Origin of the sequence: Cellulophaga sp. F20128, assembly GCF_023015805.1 — a bacterium.
Taxonomy (GTDB): domain Bacteria; phylum Bacteroidota; class Bacteroidia; order Flavobacteriales; family Flavobacteriaceae; genus Cellulophaga.
The window spans coordinates 222,192-242,715 of the sequence record NZ_JALKBA010000005.1; the positions used below are offsets into that span (position 1 = coordinate 222,192).

The window sequence follows — 20,524 nt, forward strand, 5'->3', positions numbered from 1 at the left end:
TTTACAAGGGTTTAGCTGATTCTACGAGCTAAACCCTTTTTTTATATATTTTTGGTTTGATAACACATTCAACATTCTAATAAAAACTATTGATGACACCTTCTAAAAAAAGTTTTGTAATTGCTTTGCTATGCTCAGGGCTATTTCTTTTACTTCCAAACTATTCTTCAGCGCAATCAAATTCAGTTACTATTATTGGCAAACTGATAGACCAAGAGAGCAAACAAGCTATACCTTATGCATCCGTAGTACTCAATAACAAACAATCTAAAGCCATTATTACTGGAGTTACTTCTGATGATTCTGGAAATTTTAGCCTTACTACCACGGCCACAAATTATGAAATGACAATAAGTTATTTAGGATACACATCAATAACAATTACCGAATTTACTATAGTAAATAACACCATTAACTTGAAAACCATTCACCTATATCCCGATAATGAGGCCTTAGATGAAGTTGTAATCACTGGTGAAGTTTCTAAAACCGTTTTTAAGTTAGACAAAAGGGTATTTAATGTAGGTAAGGATATAAGTAGCACAGGGGTGAGTGCTTTAGAAGTGTTAAATAACGTCCCTTCTGTAAATGTAAATATTGAAGGACAAGTTAGCCTACGAGGCAGCACAGGCGTACAAATATTAATTAATGGTAAACCTTCTGTACTCGCAGATCAGTCTAGTAATGCTTTGGGAAGTATTACTGCTGATATGATTGAAAGTATTGAGGTAATCACCAACCCTTCTGCAAAATATGATGCCGAAGGCACCTCTGGTATTTTAAACATTATCCTTAAAAAGGAAGAGAAAAAGGGTCTCAATGGATCCGTATCTATAAACACAGGAACTCCAGACAATCATAGTATAGGCATTAGTCTTAACCGCCGAACTGAAAAATTCAACCTATTTTCTCAAATAGGTGCTGGCTACCGCTCATTACCCCAAGAAAATGAATCTATTAATACGGATTTAATAAACAATACAACTATTTTTAGTACAGGAACAGAGTATAGGAATGAAGCTTTTTACAACCTTACACTAGGTACGGATTACCATATTAACGATTATAATGTTATTACACTTTCTGGAAATTTTGCCTACGAAGTAGAAGACCAACCTTCTCGCACTAATTATAGTTCCTACGATGAAAATGACGCCCTTATATCTGAATGGTTTCGGGAAGAAACTACAGACGCAACAAATCCAAAATGGCAATACGAACTGAACTATAAAAAGGAATTCGAAAACAATGAAGACCAAGTCTTACTTTTTAGTGCAATTGGTAGTTTTTTTGGGAAGGATCAAGCATCAGAATTTAACAATACTACGATTTCTGGAACAAATGCAAACAATGACCAACAAACAGAAACAATTTTTCAACAAGCCGATTTTACCTTTAAGATAGATTACACCCATCCATTTACTGAAAAGATCACCTTAGAAACCGGAGCGCAATATGTAATTAATGATGTAGGCAACGATTATGAAGTACGAGATTTTACTGCGGGGACATTTGTACGTAACGACAGTTTAACCAATAATTTTGAATACAATCAAAAAGTATTTGGAGCTTACGGTACTGGAGCTTATGAAGGAAACAAGTGGGGTGTAAAAGTAGGTCTTAGAATAGAAAGTACCGATTTAAATACGCTTCTCACCAATACCAATGCATCAAATTCTCAAAACTACCACAATTATTTTCCAACTTTTCATACCTCTTATCAGCTTTCAGAAACACTTTCAGTACAAGCAGGATATTCAAAGCGTATTTTTAGACCAAGATTATGGGATTTAAATCCTTTTTTTAACATCCGTAATAATTTTAATGTTAGAACTGGCAATCCCAACCTGCAGGCAGAATTTAGCGATTCCTACGAGTTAACTAGTATTTTTATGGTGGGTAAGGCTTCTATGAGCACAAGCCTCTATTACAGATACACTACTGATGTAATAGAACGTGTTTCTTCCTTTGCAGACAACGTAAATACCACTACACCAGAAAACATTGGAACTAACGGGGCTACAGGAATTGAAATAAACGGAAAATACAGTCCCACAAATTGGATCTCCTTTACAGGCGATTTAAACTATAATTATTTTAACCGAGAAGGTGATTTTGAACTACAATCTTTTGATTTTTCAGGAGATCGGTGGTCCTCAACATTGGGTACTAAAATTGGTCTTCCCGCAGCCATAGATTTTGAAATTACAGGGAATCACCAATCCAACTACAAAACAGTACAAGGCAATGTAAAAGGCTATGTGTATGCTGATGTTGGCCTACGGAAAAAGTTACTAAACGGAAAGGCTGTTATTAACCTTGGTGTTTTAGACCTTTTTAGATCTCGGGTTTCTGAAAGCTATACGCTACAACCCACCTTTGAAGTGTATAACCACGGCCTAAGAGGTCGTTTTGTTACCCTTGGGTTTAGTTATGGGTTTGGCAAAGGTGAGGCGATGACCTATTCTGGAAAAAGACGATAAAGTGACCGCTTTTTTACTTTTTTAGATAGGCTAAATTAGGCTCATAATAGTAGTATTAAAGCCAATAGTTGCAACTAGAATGATTAGGAGCCGTATTAATAATAGAGTCCAATAAATTTCAAAATTAACAATGGCAATTGGTTTATGGAATACCATTTTTTCTGTCATTGTTAAAAGTATTTACCAATCCAGATTAAGGTTGGCGGAACCACCTGTGATGAAGTTACCGTTATTGCACTAGGTTTTACCACATCATCAAAAAGTCCCTCTTGGTACATACTCGGTACTTTTTGTTCCTTAACGCTATCAATCTTATATTCAATAAAATTAAATCCCGCTTTCAATTCCAACTTATAGGTATAGCTAGTTTCAAAAGGATCATTTTCTATATAGGTAACTGTTGAAGTGCATTCCCCGTCATAATTTAAATCTGAAGCTACGTATACCAATTCAAAATAGGATCCCAAAACAGCATTAGCAGTGCCATTAGATTCTAACCAAGGCACTATAATCGTATCAGAAACCATAATTAACAAGCCTGCATATGGATTCTCTTTTGAACTAAGGGAAATATTTCCTGTATTGATTGCTTTTGTGTTTTTATCTTTAGACAGGATATCAACGCTGTTATTACATTTTGAGAAAAGAGTAAAAGCTGCGTCAGACATAAAGTTGGCCTTTACATCATCTGCAATGAAATTTAGATTTTCTGGGAACTTAAAATCTAAAACTCCCGATGCTGAGATGGTTCCTATTGATAAAGGAGTTTCCATTCCAAAGGTGAATAATACCAAATCCATTGCATTTAAAGGATAGTCATCTACTTTGCTCGGTACTTGTGCTATGATGCTTTCAATGGAAAGAAGCATTATTAATAAAAGTGTTTTTTTCATGATTTTTTATTTTACTATTTAGAAAGTTTATCTATTAATTCTATTACTAAAGCAGGGTTATAATAGCATATGAATCCAAGTATAAATAATGTCATTAAGAGTAGTAAAGTACTAAAAACGCCATCTTTTCTCCCTGGTTCTAGGGTAGATATCTTTGGGTTGGATGGATTATAGAAAACAATTACTTGCTTTCCTTCCTTGTAATTGTTCAATAAATCAGAAGCTTTCTTTTGAGATAAATACTTAAATGAATTTGCAAAATAAGGTTGTTCTCCTTGGTAGCTTATGCCATTGATTTCATAGGTGTATAAAAAATCCATGATTCGGGAAAGGGGAAAATCCAGCCCCTTTACCACAACTCCTTTCACCTTGGGCCAATGCATTGATTGTTTTGCCCACCACCAACGGCGCAGCGTTCCAAATAAAAAAGGCAATAGCACTAATTGTAGTATAATACCTGCTATTTGAAATTGATGAAGTGATTTATAAAATTCCATTGTTGAATCGCTTTTTGATTGTCCTATAATTTAAGATTTTTAAGTTAAATCTACTTCTTTATTTAGAAAGCCTGACTGATTACTTTTTAGCATTTGAACAAACCTGTCCCATCACCCATCAGGCCTATTATAACATCTATCCCACTCATTATTTCCCCTGCCTTTCCAAATGCAAAAAACATAATTTCTTTATTTACATTACAGGCAAGTTCTTGCAAAGCCGCCATAACTTTTTCATCCATTCCTGCCGGATCCATTATAATAATGACTTCCGTAACAATTGCATAGAGCTTAACAAGGGTTTTTCCATAGGCGGCTACAATACCAAGTGCTAAACCTGAAGCCCCTATTGAAGAAAAAATTAACATGTACATATCCATAACTTTATTAAGCTCATTAAGTTGTTTCTCAATACCATTAGACCCACCTCCAGTTCCATCGGCTAACATACCAAATAATTCTCCAGTTTGTTGGTTTATCTGCCAGTATGCCAAACTTAACGCACCTTCAGAGAAAACTTTAAAATTCCCATCTCCCCTATGAATACGTTCATACCAGTAATAGGGATTTGTAAGCGTCTCTTTCGTTTCTTGAAACCAATTAGCATCAATAGCTTTTTCTCTTTCTAAAAGTTGTCTATTTTTTAATTCAGAAACTGTACTTTTCGTAAAAAAACGACCTTCTCGTATAGCTAATTGTGCGGTTTTTTCTAAGGTTATTTTAAATGCAGATTCTGATGTAGTCGTTAGGGTGGTATAATTTGAGGTAGACAAATAATCAAATGACGTTGTGGATTCTTTTTCTTCAACCCCAATTTTATGTTTTATAATGGCTATACGAATGCCAGAAGCAAATGTCATACTAGTTGTGGTAATAGCATCTTCCAGTGGGGCCATAAGGGGTAAAATTTCGGGATGATATACATAACCACCTTTACTAAATTCTTCTTTCGCTTTGCTGGTATTATTGTCTATCAGGGCTTCTCCCCAAGACCTTGTGGTTAATCTATATTTTAAAACATCTGTTAAGGCTGCCGAAATGGTTGGGCCTTCCCCTTCAAAATAAACTGTTGCACCTCCAAATATGGTATTTCTAACTGCTATAGCATCTGAATAATCTGCTGTTGTGTTTTGTTGTGTTATGGGGTCCCAACCTGCTAAAACTCTTTTTATAGTAGTATTTCCGGTTTTAATAGTACAATAGAGCCCTATTAAGGATTGTCCTATTTCTTTTGTTGCACTATTAACAAACTTAAATTTTTCGGTCACAGTAATCCTTTTACTGTCAATACCTACTGTGGTATTATGTACCTCATTCCCTCCCACAGCATAATACGTAAAAACATAGGGAGGGATTTCCATTTTTGAGATGTAATCGGTTATGGCTTCCAAGGTTTTTTCTTGGTCTTTCGCTTTTAACACCATTCCGTTGGTGATTTCTGCCATTTTATTAAAGGTTTCAACACTATGTCCAGACTCACTATCATTTACATTTAAGACAATGGTAGGTGCGCCGTTTTTATAAATTTCTGAATGTGATGGAGAATAAGTATCATTATTGTCACCATCTGTAGCATATATAATAAGATCATAATCAGTTTTTGATGCTTTTAACAACCAAGTGAATATTTCTGAAGGTGTCTTCCATTTTGTAATAACAGCAGCAGGGTATTGTTTTAAAATAGATTGGTGTAGACTTTCTATAAAAGCATCCATATTATCTTGATAGTATGTCGCAGGCATACTTAATGAGGTATCATAGAGAATCAAAATCCGCGGTGTTGGACGGTTGCTTTCCATCAACGCCTGTACTTCACTGGCGTTGTCAGTAATTGTGAAATCGGAAGTCGATAAGTTTTCTACAAATGCCCCATTGTCATCAGTTGGGGTAACATGTAATTTCACTAATGGATAGTTTGCAGGAAAAGCCTTGAGCTTTAATGCTGTAACTTTTTTCTGTAAGTCTGTATTTGGTTTTTTAATAATGGTATTTCCATTTAATTTAGGCTCCTCTCCTGAAACATCAATAATTTTTCCATCCAAGGTAAAGGGATTTCCTAAAAAAGAATGCTCTTGCATGACTTGGATCTCTTCATCAAAACTTTGAAAAGCCAGTGCAGGTGTAAAAGTGCGTAATGCTCCTATTGCAGTAAAAGCTTGCTGTTCTATACTCAATCCATTTAAAAAAGCCACATTAATTTGGTTGCCCACTACTTGTGTTGACAACCATTCTCCTGCCACTATTTCTTTTTCAGTTTTTGGGTCTATAGAATCTCTATAACTTATAGAAATACGGATTGTTTCATCATTCTTTTTTACAGAATCTGCCGCAGTGATATTGATACCTTTATCTTTTAATTCCCCAAAAGCTACCGTTGGATCAAAAAGATGCCCATATTTTGTTTCACCATTCAAAATAAATTCCACCGTTGGTGTTCTATAATTATCCCAACGAAAATCGAACGATTGATTATCTAATTTTTCTTTATTTGGAATATGTTGCCATAGTTTTTCAGCTAATGCTTTTGATTCTTTATGATCTTCATCAATAATCGTAATATCATTGGTCTGGTTTCCTTGGGTCTGGAGTTCTTTTTTCCATTGTCTCCATTGACTATTAGATATATCGAGACCAAAGCTGCGTTTAATAGGTCTTAAAAAAAAGGCAGGAACTTCTTCGGGTTGAAAGTTTGTTCGTTCAAAAACTACCTTTGAAGTAATTCCGGCTTTGGTGTACATGTAATTTAAAAGCTCTGCTTTTTCCCGTGGAGTAGCCATTCCGTATCTTAAAACCCCTTTTATCCCCCATTTTAATTGGGTACCACTATATCCTACTGACTTTTTTGCCGTAGGCATCAAATAAATTTCATCCCGAACAAAATTAAACATGGCTTTAGCATCATTAGAGGCTATAAGAAGTTTCATTCTACCCTCTAAATGATCAGGACTTGTTTCTAATGCCATTAGCATTTCTTCCCAGACCTTGTAGGGAGTTTTGCCTGTGCCTACAAAATTAGGTTGGTCCTCTTTACAACCTGTAAAAACCAAAGGAATTTGTGCGGCAGCATAGCATAAAGCTAATTGCTGCATAAATTCACGTCGATTGGTGCCGCTGATAGTTTTAGGGTTTTCCATATTTTTTTTACTTATTCAGGTCTTTATATCCTCTCAATATATGAATATCAAGTGCTTTCCATAGTTCTTCTGGATTCAGTGCTTTTGCACTTAGAGTAATATAATAGCGATTGTCAAAAAGTAGTCGCATTTCTGTTTCATTATCCTTGAACTCACTAATAGTTTTAATACCATTTCGTTCTATTTTGATCAATTTGTTACTTTCGGAAGAAGGAGGCACATAAGAATAGAAGCCAAGAAATGTGGTTACTAATGAATTGTTTTTTCCGGCAGCGTCTGCGACGGATAACGAAATTTTTCGGCCTCCAAATTGTCCAACAACTTGCTGCATATAAGGAATGGCATTAACCTTGTCTAATGAATACCCCATTAATTCTATTGGAAATGCGGCCAATAATTCTTCATCCGTTAAGGGTGTCTTCTTTAAAAGTTCATTTGTAATTTTATCGAAATCAGAAAGCTTATCGGCACTTTTTTCTTCAGTTTGTTCAACTGCTTTCAATGCATCTTTGGTTCCTTTTTTAGCTTCCGAATTGCATGAAGCCATTAGCACTAACACAATTGTGAATTTCAGGATTGTTTTCATATTGGCATGTTTTTTTTAGGTTTATTCTGTAATTCTAGCATCGTAAATGCTAAAATTCTCGAGTTTTATCTGGCCTTTCATAGGAAATAGATTCTCGGTTATTTTCCTAGCACCAAGAGCAATCCCCATACCTTTAAAATTGATCAGTATTTTAGTTTCGGATAGTTCTTCAATGGTAACGGAACCTTCATACAAAACTTTGTTGTCGCCTTGTAGCTGTTGGGGAGAAGGAATTAATATTTGGAGCCTACTTTGGGTTTTTGAGGTTGCAACCTCTTTTGGAGGTAAGGCTAAGCTTTGTGGCGATATGGTTAAGGGGAGTTTCGCGAACATTTCAGGAGCATATAAGTTTACTAAAACAGACTTTTTTTGATCATCATTTACTCTAAACTGCAATCCCCCATCCAAAAAAACCACATCCGTGCTTACCTCTGGATTGTATTCTGTTAGTCTAAATTTTTCTCCATTAACATCAGCCTCAATACTAACGCTCGCTGTTTTTCTGGTATTTGCTTTTTTTTGCTTGCTAATTAATTGTGGAACGGTATTGTTTGTTTTTAAATCTATATTCTTCTGTGCCTTTTCTTTACAACTAAAAAGGCTTAAGAGGATGATAAGGAGATAGATAGTATAAAGAATTGTTTTCATTTTTTAATTGTATTTGTTTAATTTTTTAAGATTTTCAAAGTCGATATAGGTCCACAATACATCTACGTCATCGGGACCTTCTATGCTTATTTTGAATCGATTATTGTATACAAACCCGATGCTATTGCGCTTAATTTTTGATTGTATAAATGCTATGGTTTTATAACCATCTCGTTCTGAATATATATATTCCGTTTGTGGTGGGCCTTGAGGTTTTGTTTTAAAGGAGGTAAAAAAATTGCGCACAATGGCACTTGAACCAGCCCCATCTTGAATAAAAAAGCTATATCCTTTTTTTCCAATGGGCTGATACATGCCCGAAGCCAATTGGTTAGTCACCTTGAGTCCAAATTCCCCAACGGGGGCATTCCCATTGATCTCTTTTGGTAAGATAATAGCCAGCTGTGCTTCGGTTAAAGGGGCTTTCTTTTTTAAGGTTTTGTATAGGTCCTTTTCACCCTGAGAAGTCTGCAAGGGGTTGGTCAATACCTCTTGTTCATTTGTATTCAGGGCGGGAGTTGTGGTTTCCTTACATGAAAATAACAATACACATAGACAGCATAAAGAAATATAATTATTCATCGGTGGTTTTATTAAAGTGTGAGTTTCATTGTAGTTGAACCAATCGTTCCTTTTACTTTTTGTCCTTTTGACGGGACTAATTGTAAAATAATTTCAAAGGATCTAGCTCCTTTTAGGGGAAGACTTTTAGTACCCTCAATTGCTGTGAATTTTTGTAAAACAGGAATTACATCGAATGCTTCGATGGGAACAAACATATCCCCTGGTAACCACGGCCATCCATCACGTGAAGTTTCGGATATAATTTTTCCATTGTATTTCACCGTAGTTTTCATATCAAAAAGTATTATTTGGTTTGATTTGATGTCTGAGGTCTTGAAATTGAAATTTATGCTATAAACACCATCTTTAAAGGCTTTGAATAATTCTACTGGAGCATTCTGTTTTATGGTTTTACCATCCATTAATCCTTTGATAGCGAGTTTACCCTCCACGGATTGTGAAAATAAAAATGTAGTTGACAAAAGAAAGGTTATCAAAACCAGGGTTATTTTTGAAGTTTTCATTGTTTTGTATTTTAATTAATTGTTATTGTTACGATTTAATTATTAATGAATAATGAAAGGGTTAATTTCTTATTGAAGCGTATAAATTGCTTGTTTTCTCTATTGCGACGTTACAAAAACAGCATTTGCATACGCCTTGTAAGTGCCATCTGTTAGATTTGTTACTTCTCCATTTTTCCAAGTTTTTGCCACATAGGATGGCCCTGTATATACATAGCCAGAAACATAAACATCTGTGCCTTGCACAAAAATTGAGGTAGCATAGGACGGATAAACTCCATTCGTTAATTTTAAAGGCGAATTATTCTTCCAAATGGTTGCCATAGATTTACCGTTGCTATAATCTGTACCTGCTACATATACATCTGATCCTACAGCATAAACTGAATTTGCAGTGGCATAATCTATTCCCTTAGTTAGACTGGTTCCTTTCCCATTTTTCCAAATTTTAGCAATTGAGATATCGTTCTCATTATTTTCGTAGCCAACTGCATAAACATCTGTTCCTTGAATAAAAATGGAGTTAACAACTGCGTGGGTGGTACCATCCGTTAAATTAGTTGGCACTCCATTTTTCCATATTTTTGCAACATTCACATGTCCATTATATTGTGCTCCGGCAACATATATATCGTTCTGAACAACAAAAATTGAATAGAGATCTATCCCTTCAATTCCATCAAATAAATTCATTGATTCCTCATTCTTCCATACGACGGCAGTACTTGTTGCTCCATTATATATATTTCCTATTACAAATACATTAGACTCGGAAACAAAAACAGAATTGGCGTAGGACCTTAAGCGTTGCGTAAGTTTAATTGGAACTCCATTTTTCCAAACCATTCCTATGTCCTCTACTCCATTTGTTCCCGAGCCTACAACATAGACATCATTACCAGACACAAATAAGGAGTTGGCGGTAGTCCTATTTTCTCCATCTGTCAATGATGTAGCTACCCCATTCTTCCACATTTTTGCTATATCTTTTGTTCCATCAGATTCGTAACCAACTGCGAATACATCGGTTACCGGTTCTTCTACAGCTACAGGTTCTGTTTTATCATCATCCTTACTACATGCATATGTGAAACACATTAGTAATAAAAGGCAAAGGACTTTTACTATTGTTTTCATTTTTTTTTGCTTAACTATTTAATTTGTGGTTACGAAAACAGAGGTTATAGTGGCATTGTTTTCACCATCTGTTAAAGAGATGGGGGCACCATTTTTCCAATATTTAGCAACATTATATTCATTCCCTCCTACATAAACATCCGATCCTGAAACACAAACAGAACTTGCCGTAGCACTTGTATTCGTGTTTAGTTCTGTGGCAACTCCATTTTTCCATATTATGGCAATTTGATTTGAGTTTTCATCGCTGTTAATACCAGCAACATAGACATCTGAACCAGATACAATAACATCCCTTGCCATTCCCTGATTATCACCATTTGTTAAATCCGTTGGTACTCCATTCTTCCAAAGAACAGCTATGCTCGCACCGTCATTTTTTCTATATCCCGCTACATAAACATCTGTACCATCTACAAAAACTGAAATAGGTCTATTCCATTTTGAACTGTTAGTATAACCCAGATCAACTCCATTTTTCCACACCTTCATTTGGAACGAAATTGTTTCTTCAATGAATTCCTCACCAACTACATAAACATCTGTACCAGATACAAATACATCAGAGGCGCTGGAATCATTTGATCCTGTTGACAAAGTGGTAGCAACTCCGTTTTTCCATAATTTTGCTATGTTATGAAAATCTCTATTAATTATTTCAGATTCTTCATATCCTACCACATAAACATCACCTTCAGAAACAAAAACTGAATTGGCTTTGGCACTTTTCTTTCCGTCGGTTAGATTGGTGCCCACTCCATTTTTCCATACAATAGCGGCACTATTGTAACTTGTTTCTGCTTGTCCGACCACATACACATCTGTATCAGCAACGTATACAGCATAGGCTAGTGAAGTACCGGCCGCATTTGGAAGAGCTGTTTGCACTCCATTTTTCCATAGTTGTGCATAGGGCTTATCTCCGTCTCTCTCATAGCCTGCTAAGTATAAGTCTGTAGTTGGAGTAGGATCAACTGGGTTAACTGGATCTGGTTCTGTTTCTTCTATAGCGATGGAGTCTAGTTTATCATCATCTTTACTACACGAAAGATTGAAAGCTACTAGTAACAACACTGCAATTAATTTTATTTGTGTTTTCATGATCTTTATATTTTTAAATATTTTTAAACCAGATTTTAAAATTTTTTCCTAAAAAAGGCACTTCCTTTTCTTTTCCATTAATGGCATTCATTAACCCAATAACCCACATATAAAGGAGCACAAAAATGCCCAAGACATTTATAATCCAGCCCAATATGGGGATCAAACCCACGATACCCAGTGCCAATCCCGTTACAGCTAAACCTAGCGATTGCATAATGTGATATTTTGCGAAATCATTTTTCTTATCATTATTCATCACAAAGGCAATGATTAATCCAATAAGAGTTATGTAAGCTATGATGGCTATATTTTTACCATCACTACCAACCGTTGTTTTGTTTTCTGTTGTTTCCATTTATTTTTATTTTAATACTTATGTAATTTTTGTACATCTTATTTTTTAAAGTAAGTCCTCACTATATCTAGTTGTTCAAATCCTTTTAAAGTGTGATTAACCCGTTGATTGCAAATAAATGAGATGCTATAGCTATGAATGTTAGGTTGCATTAAGGACACTCTAGTTGGGCTAATTCAATTTTAGCTTCTTGTATGGCTTGGTTAAATTCGGCTATACCTGCACTTGGTACGCAATTTTTAATATCTTCTAATGCATTTAAATAATTATTACCAGCACTTTTGTAACTATTGCAATTAGCAGTTGTAGGGTCTGCGCTATAGGCAGATGCGGCATTACTCCAAGCGTATATTTGTTTTTCTGCTTTTTGAGCCCAATCAAAATCACCACAATCACCAACCGGATTGGAATCGTCATTTTTACTACATGCGGTAATTGCCACAAATGCTGTAATACATACTATTGTTAAAACTTTCATTTTGTTAGAAACAGAATTACTCGTGTTACCTTCATGTTTGTTTTTCTTTAAATTTTTCATTGTAGTTCGTTATTATTGTTGTTCGTTATTATTGTTGTTCGTTATTTTTAATTACATGAATTTATAGTCAGATTTGGTAATCGTTTTAGAAACTTCCTCTAGCCCAATACACTCCATAGTTGCGCTTTCTTTTTTCTTTTTTAAGTTCTTCATATCCATATAGATCATAAGTACTTTATCATTTGGATTAAAATAATCTTTAAGTTGTGCTGGCATTTTAGCTGCCTTATTTTTGAAGATGTCATCAAAACTAACTTTTGCATCATTTGTAAAATACATAAGCATTTCATACTCATTACTGGTTGCTTTAACACCTTTACAATGATATCCGTTAATGGTTTTATCTGGGAGCGTTTCAAAATTGAATTTCGCCGACTCATCTTTGGTTTCCTCTAAATCCAAATCGTCTACCATTTGAGTAACCATACCCATGTTATTGCCTTGAGATTGCATAAACATAGCTGTAACCTTGTTCCCATTATCCATAACAGTAAACATGTTATTCATAACGGCAGAAGTAAATCCAAAATAGGGAGCACCTGGTTTTAGATAATAATCAAAAACGATGTCACCTTCTTTGGAAGTCATTTTTAGTGAATATTTCCAAGTAAAATCATAGGAGTTCGCCACTAAATTAGGATTTGCTTTTTCTTTACCACCTCCAAATGGATTGCCTTCAAAAACCTTATCCATAGATTTCGATGTTTTGTCAGCTGCCTTATTTGCCGTTTTCTCAACTATTACGTTTTCTACCTTCTGTTCTACTCTCTTTTTTAGTTTATTAAAAAATTGTGCTTCCGCTTTATAAACGTTACCTACAAGTCCCAATAAAAAAAATACATAGATTGCTGTTTTTTTCATGATTAATATATTTTTAATTTATCTTTAGTCAGAACAAAAATTGCATTGTTAACATTTTTTTTAAAAATTATTTTGTTTGTTAATTCACCTGTAGCTCTCAAAAAAGGTAAATGGAAGAAAACCACGTAAAAGCATTAATACATAATGATCCTATTGAATTGAGTAAACTCTATAACAGTCATAGAGATCTATTTTTGAATTTTGGAAAAAAGTATGGTTTATCATATGATGATCTTAGCGATATTTATCAAGAAGCTTTTATTGCACTTCGCAAACATGCTTTAAATGGTAAACTTGATGCCGTAAACAGCACTTTAAAAACCTATCTTTTTGGAATTGGAAAATTTATGATATATGATTTACTAAAAGAGAAAAAGAAAACCACGGAGTACAACCCTGCTAAGGTTGGTATTTATGATACTATTGAAATCATTTCTTATGAAGCTGAAGATGAAAATCTAAGCTACGAACAAGGATTATTGCAAACCTATTTCAAAAAATTAGGAAAAAAATGCCAAGAAATGTTAACCTTATTCTACTCTAGAGGACTAAGTATTGATGAAATCGTGGAGCATACAGCATATACAGATGGTAGTGTTGTACGAAGCCAAAAATCGAGATGCTTAAAAAGCTTGAAAGAAATGATTAAATCATAGACTATGACGAAGCAAGAAGATTTAATTGAAAAATATATACAAAATAGACTTTCTCCTACAGAAGAGGTGTTGGTTCATAAAATACTACAAAATGACATTAATTTTGAGAGAGAATTAACGTTTCACGCAAATTTAAAAAAAGCAATTGAAAAAGAGGATGAGGATAACTTTAGAAATTTAATTTCTGAACTAGAATCAAAAGCCAACATTGAAAGTAAACCACCTAGACGATCCTATATTAAGTGGCTCGTAGCTGCCAGTATAATTCTGCTCTTGGGTTTAAGTTATTTTTCTACCTTCAATCAAAAGGCATCTACTAACGACCTTTTTGCAAGTTATTTTGAACCTTACCGTAATGTGATACAGCCATTGGAAAGAGGGAACGAACAACAAGATCAAAAATCTCTTGCCTTTTTAGCCTATGAGAAAGGAGAATATGAAGAGGCCATAAACTTGTTCACAGCCCTGTATACAACCACGAAAGAGCCTTATTATTTGTTTTATAAAGCAAATGCTTTGCTCAAATTAGAAAAGGCCAATGAAGCTCTGCCTTTATTGCTGGAACATTTGAAGACTAATGATACCTTAAAAGCTAAAACTACTTGGTATTTAGCCCTTGCGTATTTAAAACTAAACGATAGGCCCAATGCAAGAATAACATTAGAAAAGGTAATTACAGATGCTAAATACAAAACTACTGAAGCGCAAAAATTACTATCAGCGTTTAATTAATTTTTTGTAAATCAGCCAAATGAATAGAATACCAATAAGGGAATAAATGGTCCATAAAAAATAATTAGTACTCCTGAGAGGCATAGAATTTCCAGTTATAACAATACCTGACCAATAATATGGGTGCCTTAAAAAGGCATCATCATTTAAGTTTAGATACCTTAGTTTTGCTAGGCGTAAAGCTTCTTTTTTACTTAATCCATCACTTAAATTTTTATAAAAAGATTCCATTATTTCTGAAGTACTCCGATCGTTAATTTTCCATAATGTTGTAATTATAGATGGTACACCTGCATAATTAAATCCTCTGGCTAAACTTAACATTCCTTCTCCCTTTTGAAGTTTACCAAAACCAGTCTGACAGGCACTTAAAGTAACCATATCTGCATCTATATGATAATCATACAAGTCCTTAACATATAATAAATTAGAAGTATTTTCTGTATCTTCAAATGCTAAATACGAATAATCAGGAAATTCATCATTTGCGGATGCATGGGTGGCAAAATGAAGCAAATTATAAGCACCAAGATCCTTTTTAAAATTTGCTATACTCGCTTTATATCCGTCATAAATTTTTCCTTTAAAATAAGCCGATATGTTTTGTGCCTCCTTAGTATTATAGACTAATGGCCCCATATCACCCCTTTCTTGATCCGCTTTTTTTCCTGATATTGATTCGTTAAAATGAGGCGCAAAAATCATTAGCCTATTCCTCTTTTTACCCTTTATTCTATTTTGTGCTTGTAGCAATGTTGCTGAACTAGCATAACTTATACTGTATTTAGAAAGTAAATAAGAGCTCTCATTGCTTGCATCTGTTTGCAGTACATCAAAGGGAATATAATTTAGTATATCATCAGCAAGAATTACAATATTTGTAGTTTTTTTATTTGCAAGGGCAGGTTCTAAAATTGCTTTATAAATACGATTGCTATTTGCTGCATAAGTACTGCTGTCATTTATATTTGGTTTGGAAAGTTGCCTATAAAAATTTGTAATATTTTTTTTAAGGCTTTCACTATATGGCAACTTATAAAAAGCTTCGTTTTCTTTGGTTAGTACCGTTATAAAAATTGAGTTTTCAGTAACTAAATAACTGAGGACTGATTGATTTGGGTTTAAATCTTTTTTAAATTCTTGTGCAGAAACAACACTAGTTTGATACTTTAAAGCATAATACTTTGGATAGTTCTGTTCCAATTTTGAAATATAATCATAGTACTTTCGTTTCGTCAAAAACAAAGAGTCTATTAAGGCTGCTTTCTCATTTTGATTTGAGTTGAAAATTTCTTTATCTAAATGTGATATTTTTGCCCTATAAATTTGCTCCTTACTAATTATAGAACTGGGTATATCACCATATTTCGTTGCTTCCGAATTCCGATGTGCTTCCAGTAGTGCAATGCTTTTACTTTTTTCCATAAAGTAAAAAGCATCATCAATGTAGCTACTTTCTTTGCTGTGTTGGTATAATTCGTATGAAATATTAACCATTGTTTGTAGGGTAGGGTACGTTTCAGATACCAAAAACTCTTTGTCTAATTTGCTTTCAAATTCTGGTCGTAAAACATCCAAAGCCTTTATTATCGCTTTGGATGTTTGCTGTGATTTTTTTAAATACTGTATATCCTTAGTTACCACATAAGCTTCAAAAAAGGCATTAAGTTTTTCTTTCAAAACAGTAACTAAGACGGTTTTTGAAAGGGTATTTTCTGGATTAGGACTTGAGTTATAATCTAAATCATTAAAATTTTTATCCAATTGAATTAAAGCCATTTGAAAGTGTTCTAAACCTTCCGATATTCTTTGTTGTTTCATATACGCATTACCCAATTTGGTGTAGGCCAATGCAATATCTTGATGTTTCTGATACTCGCGATACTTTCTTATTTTCAATACCCCTTCTTGATAATAGGCTACTGCCTTTGTATAATTTTTAAGCCCTAAATAGGCATCTCCATATATTAAATCGAACTCCCTTGAAAACGGATTATCATCAAAATTATTAAGCGTACTTTCATCCAAGGTAGAAATAGCGAATTGAAATTTATTTTGTTTGATATAATTCTTAGCTAAAAGTATATAGGTAGAGAGTATTCTATTTTTAAAACTAGGGTCTTCCTTTTTAGATTTATAAAAGGCCAAAGCACTCGTCAATAAAAGGTTTGAGGCTTTATAATCTTTTTTATCTTCATACACTTGAGAGAGTAATTTTTTGGAATTCATTACAGAAGACTCCCAATTATCAATACTATCTGCATTGTTTGATACTAGAGCAATATCTTTTTTAAAATTAAACTCAGCCAATTCATATTTGCCCGTGTGTTTATATATAACACCCAAAAAACTATATAAACTAGATAAGGTTGCTAGGTCATTTTTAGTCCTTTTTCTTTCCGGAATGTCATTTAATTTTATAAAAAGTTCTTGAAAGTATTTTTTAGAGGTGGTATAATCTTTTATCTTATAATGGTAATTACCTTTGTCAAAAAGCAAGTAATCTTTATAATAATTAAGGTTTGGCAAGCTTGCAAAACGCTTGTCAAATTTCAATAAGCTATCTTCTAATTTTAAGTTTTTTTGATAATTTTTTAAATCATAGTAGTGCCCATTCGCATTCATTAAATAGAGATAGCCACTAAGCATATATTCCAACTCATTCTCGTTATTGGCCAAGCGTATCGTTTTATCGTAGTAATAGTAAGCACTATCTTTATTTGAATAATGATAATTAAATGCCTTACTATACGCTTGTTCCAACTCAGTACTTTGTCCGGCAGCATTCTGAAAACATAAAAAATAAATTAATAGTAAAACAAGATACTTCATAAAAAAAGCTCCCCCTTAGATGGAGAGCTTAAATATACTGATTTAAAGTAATTTACAAACGTACTATTGGGGTGGGTATCGTAATTTCACCAACAGCTTCTATTTTAAGTGTGGTGTACATAATTCCTTCTCCTTTAAAGTTAGATTGTAATTGTAAAGCACTTTGGTTAAATTGATCTTTTGTAGGCTCAAATCTTGTGTCGACCAATTGATTTTTTACATTTTTAACGATAATATCTGTAACAATTAATTGCTTACCTAAAACTATTAAAGTTTTTGAAGTAAATTTTTGTTTTGGATCGCAATTACTTTCTTTATCCATAAGGCATGGTTTTGGAGGTGGAATTGGGCCATTAGGTCCTACAGGAGGTTTTATTGAAATTAAATAAGCATTTAAGCGTGTTAGCTTTTCAATTTGAACCTGTATACCTTCTAGTTCCTTCATTACTTCCTTGTTGCCTTTTTCTAATTCTGCAACTAGCTTAATTTTTAGTAATTCCAATCTTTTAATCTCACTCTCCGCACTTAAATAATACATTTGAATGCCATAGAGATAGTCATACTTTTGCTCGGTAGACGTCGTGAAGTTTGTGGCTATAAGCTCCTCTTGCAATGATTGTTCCTCGATACTGCATGAGTGCATTGTAATGCAACTCAGAATTAAAGTGAATAGTGTCATTTTTTTCATATTATGTTGGATTAATTTATACTTAGTCTTTTCCTTTTTTAAAATGTTAACATTATTATATATGTTACCATTAATAAATAGTAATAAGCATTTGTGAACTTAAAATATATGGGGGGAAATTGATTAAAATAGAAACCTAACCTATTCAAACATAAAAGAATAATTGGATCCTTTTTTTAAGAGATTCTTTACTTAATTAAAAATACAATTATTTATTCAATTATTATAAAATTTTCAACTATTCTCAATTGCTAATTTATTGACTAGAAATCATTTAAAACTATATCATAAAACAGTAGAACTTTGGGTCGTACTATCTGAATTTTCCAAAATCACACTACAAACCCCATCTTTGGAATGTACAACTATGACTTGATAGGATATTTTTCTACTCTTGGGTTTTGGCATGAGTTAAGCCAAGGGTAAGTTATGGCAAACTAGGGAAGAAGATAAGATTAGCCTAAAGTTTATTCTATGAGGTATATAAAACAAAAAAACCTCAGTTTTCACTGAGGTTTTTTGTGATGGCACTAGGATTCGAACCTAGGACCGCCTGCTTAGAAGGCAGGTGCTCTATCCAGCTGAGCTATGCCACCAGAAAGACAAAGTATTTTGCCATTCGGGCTGCAAATATACAATAACCATTATTTAATTTGCAACTTAATTTTACATTTTATTTTGAAAAATTTTTCATTCAGTTTTAACACTTAAAACCGCACTTCTATTCCTTTTAAATCTTCCCTTTTATTAAAAAAGAATTTTGAAAATAAAAAATAAATTATAAAAACTGGTAAAAACACTTAAAATGAGATGCTTACCTCACCCAACACAAGGCTGTAAAAAAAAATGTAAAAAAAAGAATAAAAATAGTTGCTTAATACCCTTTATAAACATACATTTGCAACCGCATTTCAGGATGCTAAAGTTCATTAAATGTTTTGGGAGAGGTGCCTGAGTGGCCGAAAGGAACGGTTTGCTAAATCGTCGTACCCCAAAAGGGTACCCAGGGTTCGAATCCCTGTCTCTCCGCAATAGCTGCCAAGGCAAATTGCGTAGGCAGGTTTAAAAGCTCTCAATTATTGAAAATAAGATAACCACTCGGGGTGTAGCGTAGCCCGGTTATCGCGCCGCGTTTGGGACGCGGAGGTCGCAGGTTCGAATCCTGCCACCCCGACAAAGAAAAAGCCTAAAATCATTTGATTTTAGGCTTTTCTTGTTTTTAGGCATATCAAAAGAATTCATCTAATATGCTTAAAAAGGTCAACAATTTGGTTAACAAAATTGAATTGAAAAAGTGTTAACCGAATTGATGGTTAACTAGCTGATTATCAACAAATAAATATATCTTTATAAGTGATTTGACTTTCGTCTGAAAACAACAATTATTGTTAACAAAAAGACGAAATAATGAAAATATCTTCCACCTTCAGCATTTTGTTCTGGGTAGGTACCTACAGAGCAAAAAATGGACAAGCATCAATTTACGCAAGAATTGCTGTAAATGGTAAGCGTGCTAAAGACTTAAACAAGAAACTCCTTCTCGAAAAAGAAGGAGTTTCTTGTTTAATGGTTCATTTATTTTTTAGTACTATAACTTTATTCTCTTGTCAAAGTAATAACATCACCATCTTCTGTGGTAATCTGAATATTATTGTTATCAATAATATTTAAAACATTGTTGTAAGAGTCTGTACCATTATCATACACAGTAATAAGTGTATTACCAGTAATTGACCAGTCAAAATAACCTTTTACGGTATCGGTATATACCTCGTAATTACCTTGCCAACCGTTTGCAGTACACATTTCATTTTGATATTCTTCTACGGTTTTTAATGTAGTATCTACACCCGTTTCCTCAGAAAAATTAAATTTTATGGATATATCAGTTGAATATTGATTGGATATACCATTACAAGACGCTGTTCCTGTATCATATCTGGTAGTGTCTACATTTTCAACATTCCAACTGCCAATTAAATTAAATTCGTCGGCTAATTCAATATCATACGTATTGGTTAGGTTATTAAATTCATCTTTATAGTCAACCGTCATTTGAAATTCAATAGGTTCAGATAAATCTAATGACTCATCAGCAGTTAATATTATTTCAATTTGTCCGTCTTCTTTAAATTTAGGGTTTATGGTAACTTTTCCGTTTGAAACAGAAAAGGAATAGTTCGGAAATTCTTCAACCCTTAAAATTTCATTTTTAACAGTACCTTTTTCTGGAATAGTAATTGAATTGAATAATGGAATATTTACAAAAGGAATTTCGTTTACTAAATTAAT

Annotated in this window: 18 protein-coding genes and 3 tRNA genes; 5 read left to right on the forward strand and 16 right to left on the reverse strand. The window is 33.7% G+C overall.

Going from position 1 to position 20,524, the window contains the following annotated elements; all coding sequences use genetic code 11:
• Positions 1–92: 92 nt before the first annotated feature.
• Complete coding sequence (locus tag MWU65_RS07525; RefSeq protein ID WP_247076620.1) at positions 93–2,483, forward strand: outer membrane beta-barrel family protein; 2,391 nt, start codon at positions 93–95, stop codon at positions 2,481–2,483.
• A 170-nt stretch (positions 2,484–2,653) separates the two neighbouring features.
• Here MWU65_RS07525 and MWU65_RS07530 read toward each other — a convergent pair whose 3' ends face one another.
• From MWU65_RS07530 to MWU65_RS07585, 12 genes are all read right to left on the reverse strand, one after another.
• Positions 2,654–3,376 carry a hypothetical protein gene (locus MWU65_RS07530; protein ID WP_247076621.1) on the reverse strand — a complete coding sequence of 241 codons (723 nt, stop codon included), beginning with the start codon at positions 3,374–3,376 and terminating at the stop codon, positions 2,654–2,656.
• A 14-nt stretch (positions 3,377–3,390) separates the two neighbouring features.
• Complete coding sequence (locus tag MWU65_RS07535) at positions 3,391–3,873, reverse strand: DUF3592 domain-containing protein (RefSeq protein WP_247076622.1); 483 nt, start codon at positions 3,871–3,873, stop codon at positions 3,391–3,393.
• Positions 3,874–3,959: 86 nt separating this feature from the next.
• The gene (locus MWU65_RS07540) at positions 3,960–7,007 is read right to left on the reverse strand and encodes a hypothetical protein (RefSeq protein WP_247076623.1); all 3,048 of its coding nucleotides are present in this window, start codon (positions 7,005–7,007) and stop codon (positions 3,960–3,962) included.
• A 7-nt stretch (positions 7,008–7,014) separates the two neighbouring features.
• Entirely contained in the window at positions 7,015–7,593 is a 579-nt protein-coding gene (locus MWU65_RS07545) for a hypothetical protein (protein WP_247076625.1), read from the reverse strand.
• Positions 7,594–7,614: 21 nt separating this feature from the next.
• Positions 7,615–8,241 carry a hypothetical protein gene (locus MWU65_RS07550; protein ID WP_247076627.1) on the reverse strand — a complete coding sequence of 209 codons (627 nt, stop codon included), beginning with the start codon at positions 8,239–8,241 and terminating at the stop codon, positions 7,615–7,617.
• 3 nt (positions 8,242–8,244) lie between these two features.
• Positions 8,245–8,823, reverse strand: coding sequence for a hypothetical protein (locus MWU65_RS07555; RefSeq protein WP_247076629.1), 579 nt, complete (start codon positions 8,821–8,823; stop codon positions 8,245–8,247).
• A gap of 11 nt (positions 8,824–8,834) precedes the next feature.
• Positions 8,835–9,329: a hypothetical protein gene (locus tag MWU65_RS07560; RefSeq protein ID WP_247076631.1), complete on the reverse strand. Its 495-nt coding sequence runs from the start codon at positions 9,327–9,329 to the stop codon at positions 8,835–8,837.
• A 99-nt stretch (positions 9,330–9,428) separates the two neighbouring features.
• Entirely contained in the window at positions 9,429–10,466 is a 1,038-nt protein-coding gene (locus MWU65_RS07565) for a hypothetical protein (RefSeq protein ID WP_247076633.1), read from the reverse strand.
• Between the two features lie 18 nt (positions 10,467–10,484).
• The gene (locus tag MWU65_RS07570; RefSeq protein ID WP_247076635.1) at positions 10,485–11,567 is read right to left on the reverse strand and encodes a hypothetical protein; all 1,083 of its coding nucleotides are present in this window, start codon (positions 11,565–11,567) and stop codon (positions 10,485–10,487) included.
• Positions 11,568–11,580: 13 nt separating this feature from the next.
• Positions 11,581–11,925: a hypothetical protein gene (locus tag MWU65_RS07575; protein ID WP_247076637.1), complete on the reverse strand. Its 345-nt coding sequence runs from the start codon at positions 11,923–11,925 to the stop codon at positions 11,581–11,583.
• 151 nt (positions 11,926–12,076) lie between these two features.
• The gene (locus tag MWU65_RS07580) at positions 12,077–12,463 is read right to left on the reverse strand and encodes a hypothetical protein (RefSeq protein ID WP_247076639.1); all 387 of its coding nucleotides are present in this window, start codon (positions 12,461–12,463) and stop codon (positions 12,077–12,079) included.
• A 51-nt stretch (positions 12,464–12,514) separates the two neighbouring features.
• Complete coding sequence (locus tag MWU65_RS07585; protein WP_247076641.1) at positions 12,515–13,324, reverse strand: DUF4412 domain-containing protein; 810 nt, start codon at positions 13,322–13,324, stop codon at positions 12,515–12,517.
• 110 nt (positions 13,325–13,434) lie between these two features.
• Between MWU65_RS07585 and MWU65_RS07590 the strand changes: the two genes are divergently transcribed.
• Together MWU65_RS07590 and MWU65_RS07595 are read left to right on the forward strand one after the other, a co-directional pair.
• The gene (locus MWU65_RS07590; RefSeq protein WP_247076643.1) at positions 13,435–13,980 is read left to right on the forward strand and encodes a sigma-70 family RNA polymerase sigma factor; all 546 of its coding nucleotides are present in this window, start codon (positions 13,435–13,437) and stop codon (positions 13,978–13,980) included.
• A 3-nt stretch (positions 13,981–13,983) separates the two neighbouring features.
• Positions 13,984–14,712 (forward strand): tetratricopeptide repeat protein, encoded by a 729-nt coding sequence (locus MWU65_RS07595; protein ID WP_247076645.1) that lies wholly within the window; start codon positions 13,984–13,986, stop codon positions 14,710–14,712.
• On the opposite strand, the gene MWU65_RS07600 is transcribed toward MWU65_RS07595, so the two are convergent.
• From MWU65_RS07600 to MWU65_RS07610, 3 genes are all read right to left on the reverse strand, one after another.
• Entirely contained in the window at positions 14,698–17,544 is a 2,847-nt protein-coding gene (locus MWU65_RS07600) for a CHAT domain-containing protein (RefSeq protein WP_247076647.1), read from the reverse strand. The genes MWU65_RS07595 and MWU65_RS07600 overlap by 15 nt on opposite strands.
• A 52-nt stretch (positions 17,545–17,596) precedes the next feature.
• The gene (locus MWU65_RS07605; protein ID WP_247076649.1) at positions 17,597–18,232 is read right to left on the reverse strand and encodes a hypothetical protein; all 636 of its coding nucleotides are present in this window, start codon (positions 18,230–18,232) and stop codon (positions 17,597–17,599) included.
• 522 nt (positions 18,233–18,754) lie between these two features.
• Positions 18,755–18,828, reverse strand: a tRNA-Arg gene (locus MWU65_RS07610).
• A 345-nt stretch (positions 18,829–19,173) separates the two neighbouring features.
• On the opposite strand from MWU65_RS07610, the gene MWU65_RS07615 reads away from it, so the two are divergent.
• Together MWU65_RS07615 and MWU65_RS07620 are read left to right on the forward strand one after the other, a co-directional pair.
• Positions 19,174–19,261 (forward strand) — tRNA-Ser (locus MWU65_RS07615).
• Between the two features lie 70 nt (positions 19,262–19,331).
• A tRNA-Pro gene (locus MWU65_RS07620) sits at positions 19,332–19,406 on the forward strand.
• Between the two features lie 422 nt (positions 19,407–19,828).
• Here MWU65_RS07620 and MWU65_RS07625 read toward each other — a convergent pair.
• Positions 19,829–20,524, reverse strand: a 696-nt coding sequence (locus tag MWU65_RS07625; RefSeq protein ID WP_247076651.1) for a hypothetical protein, incomplete at its 5' end; no start/stop codon positions are given.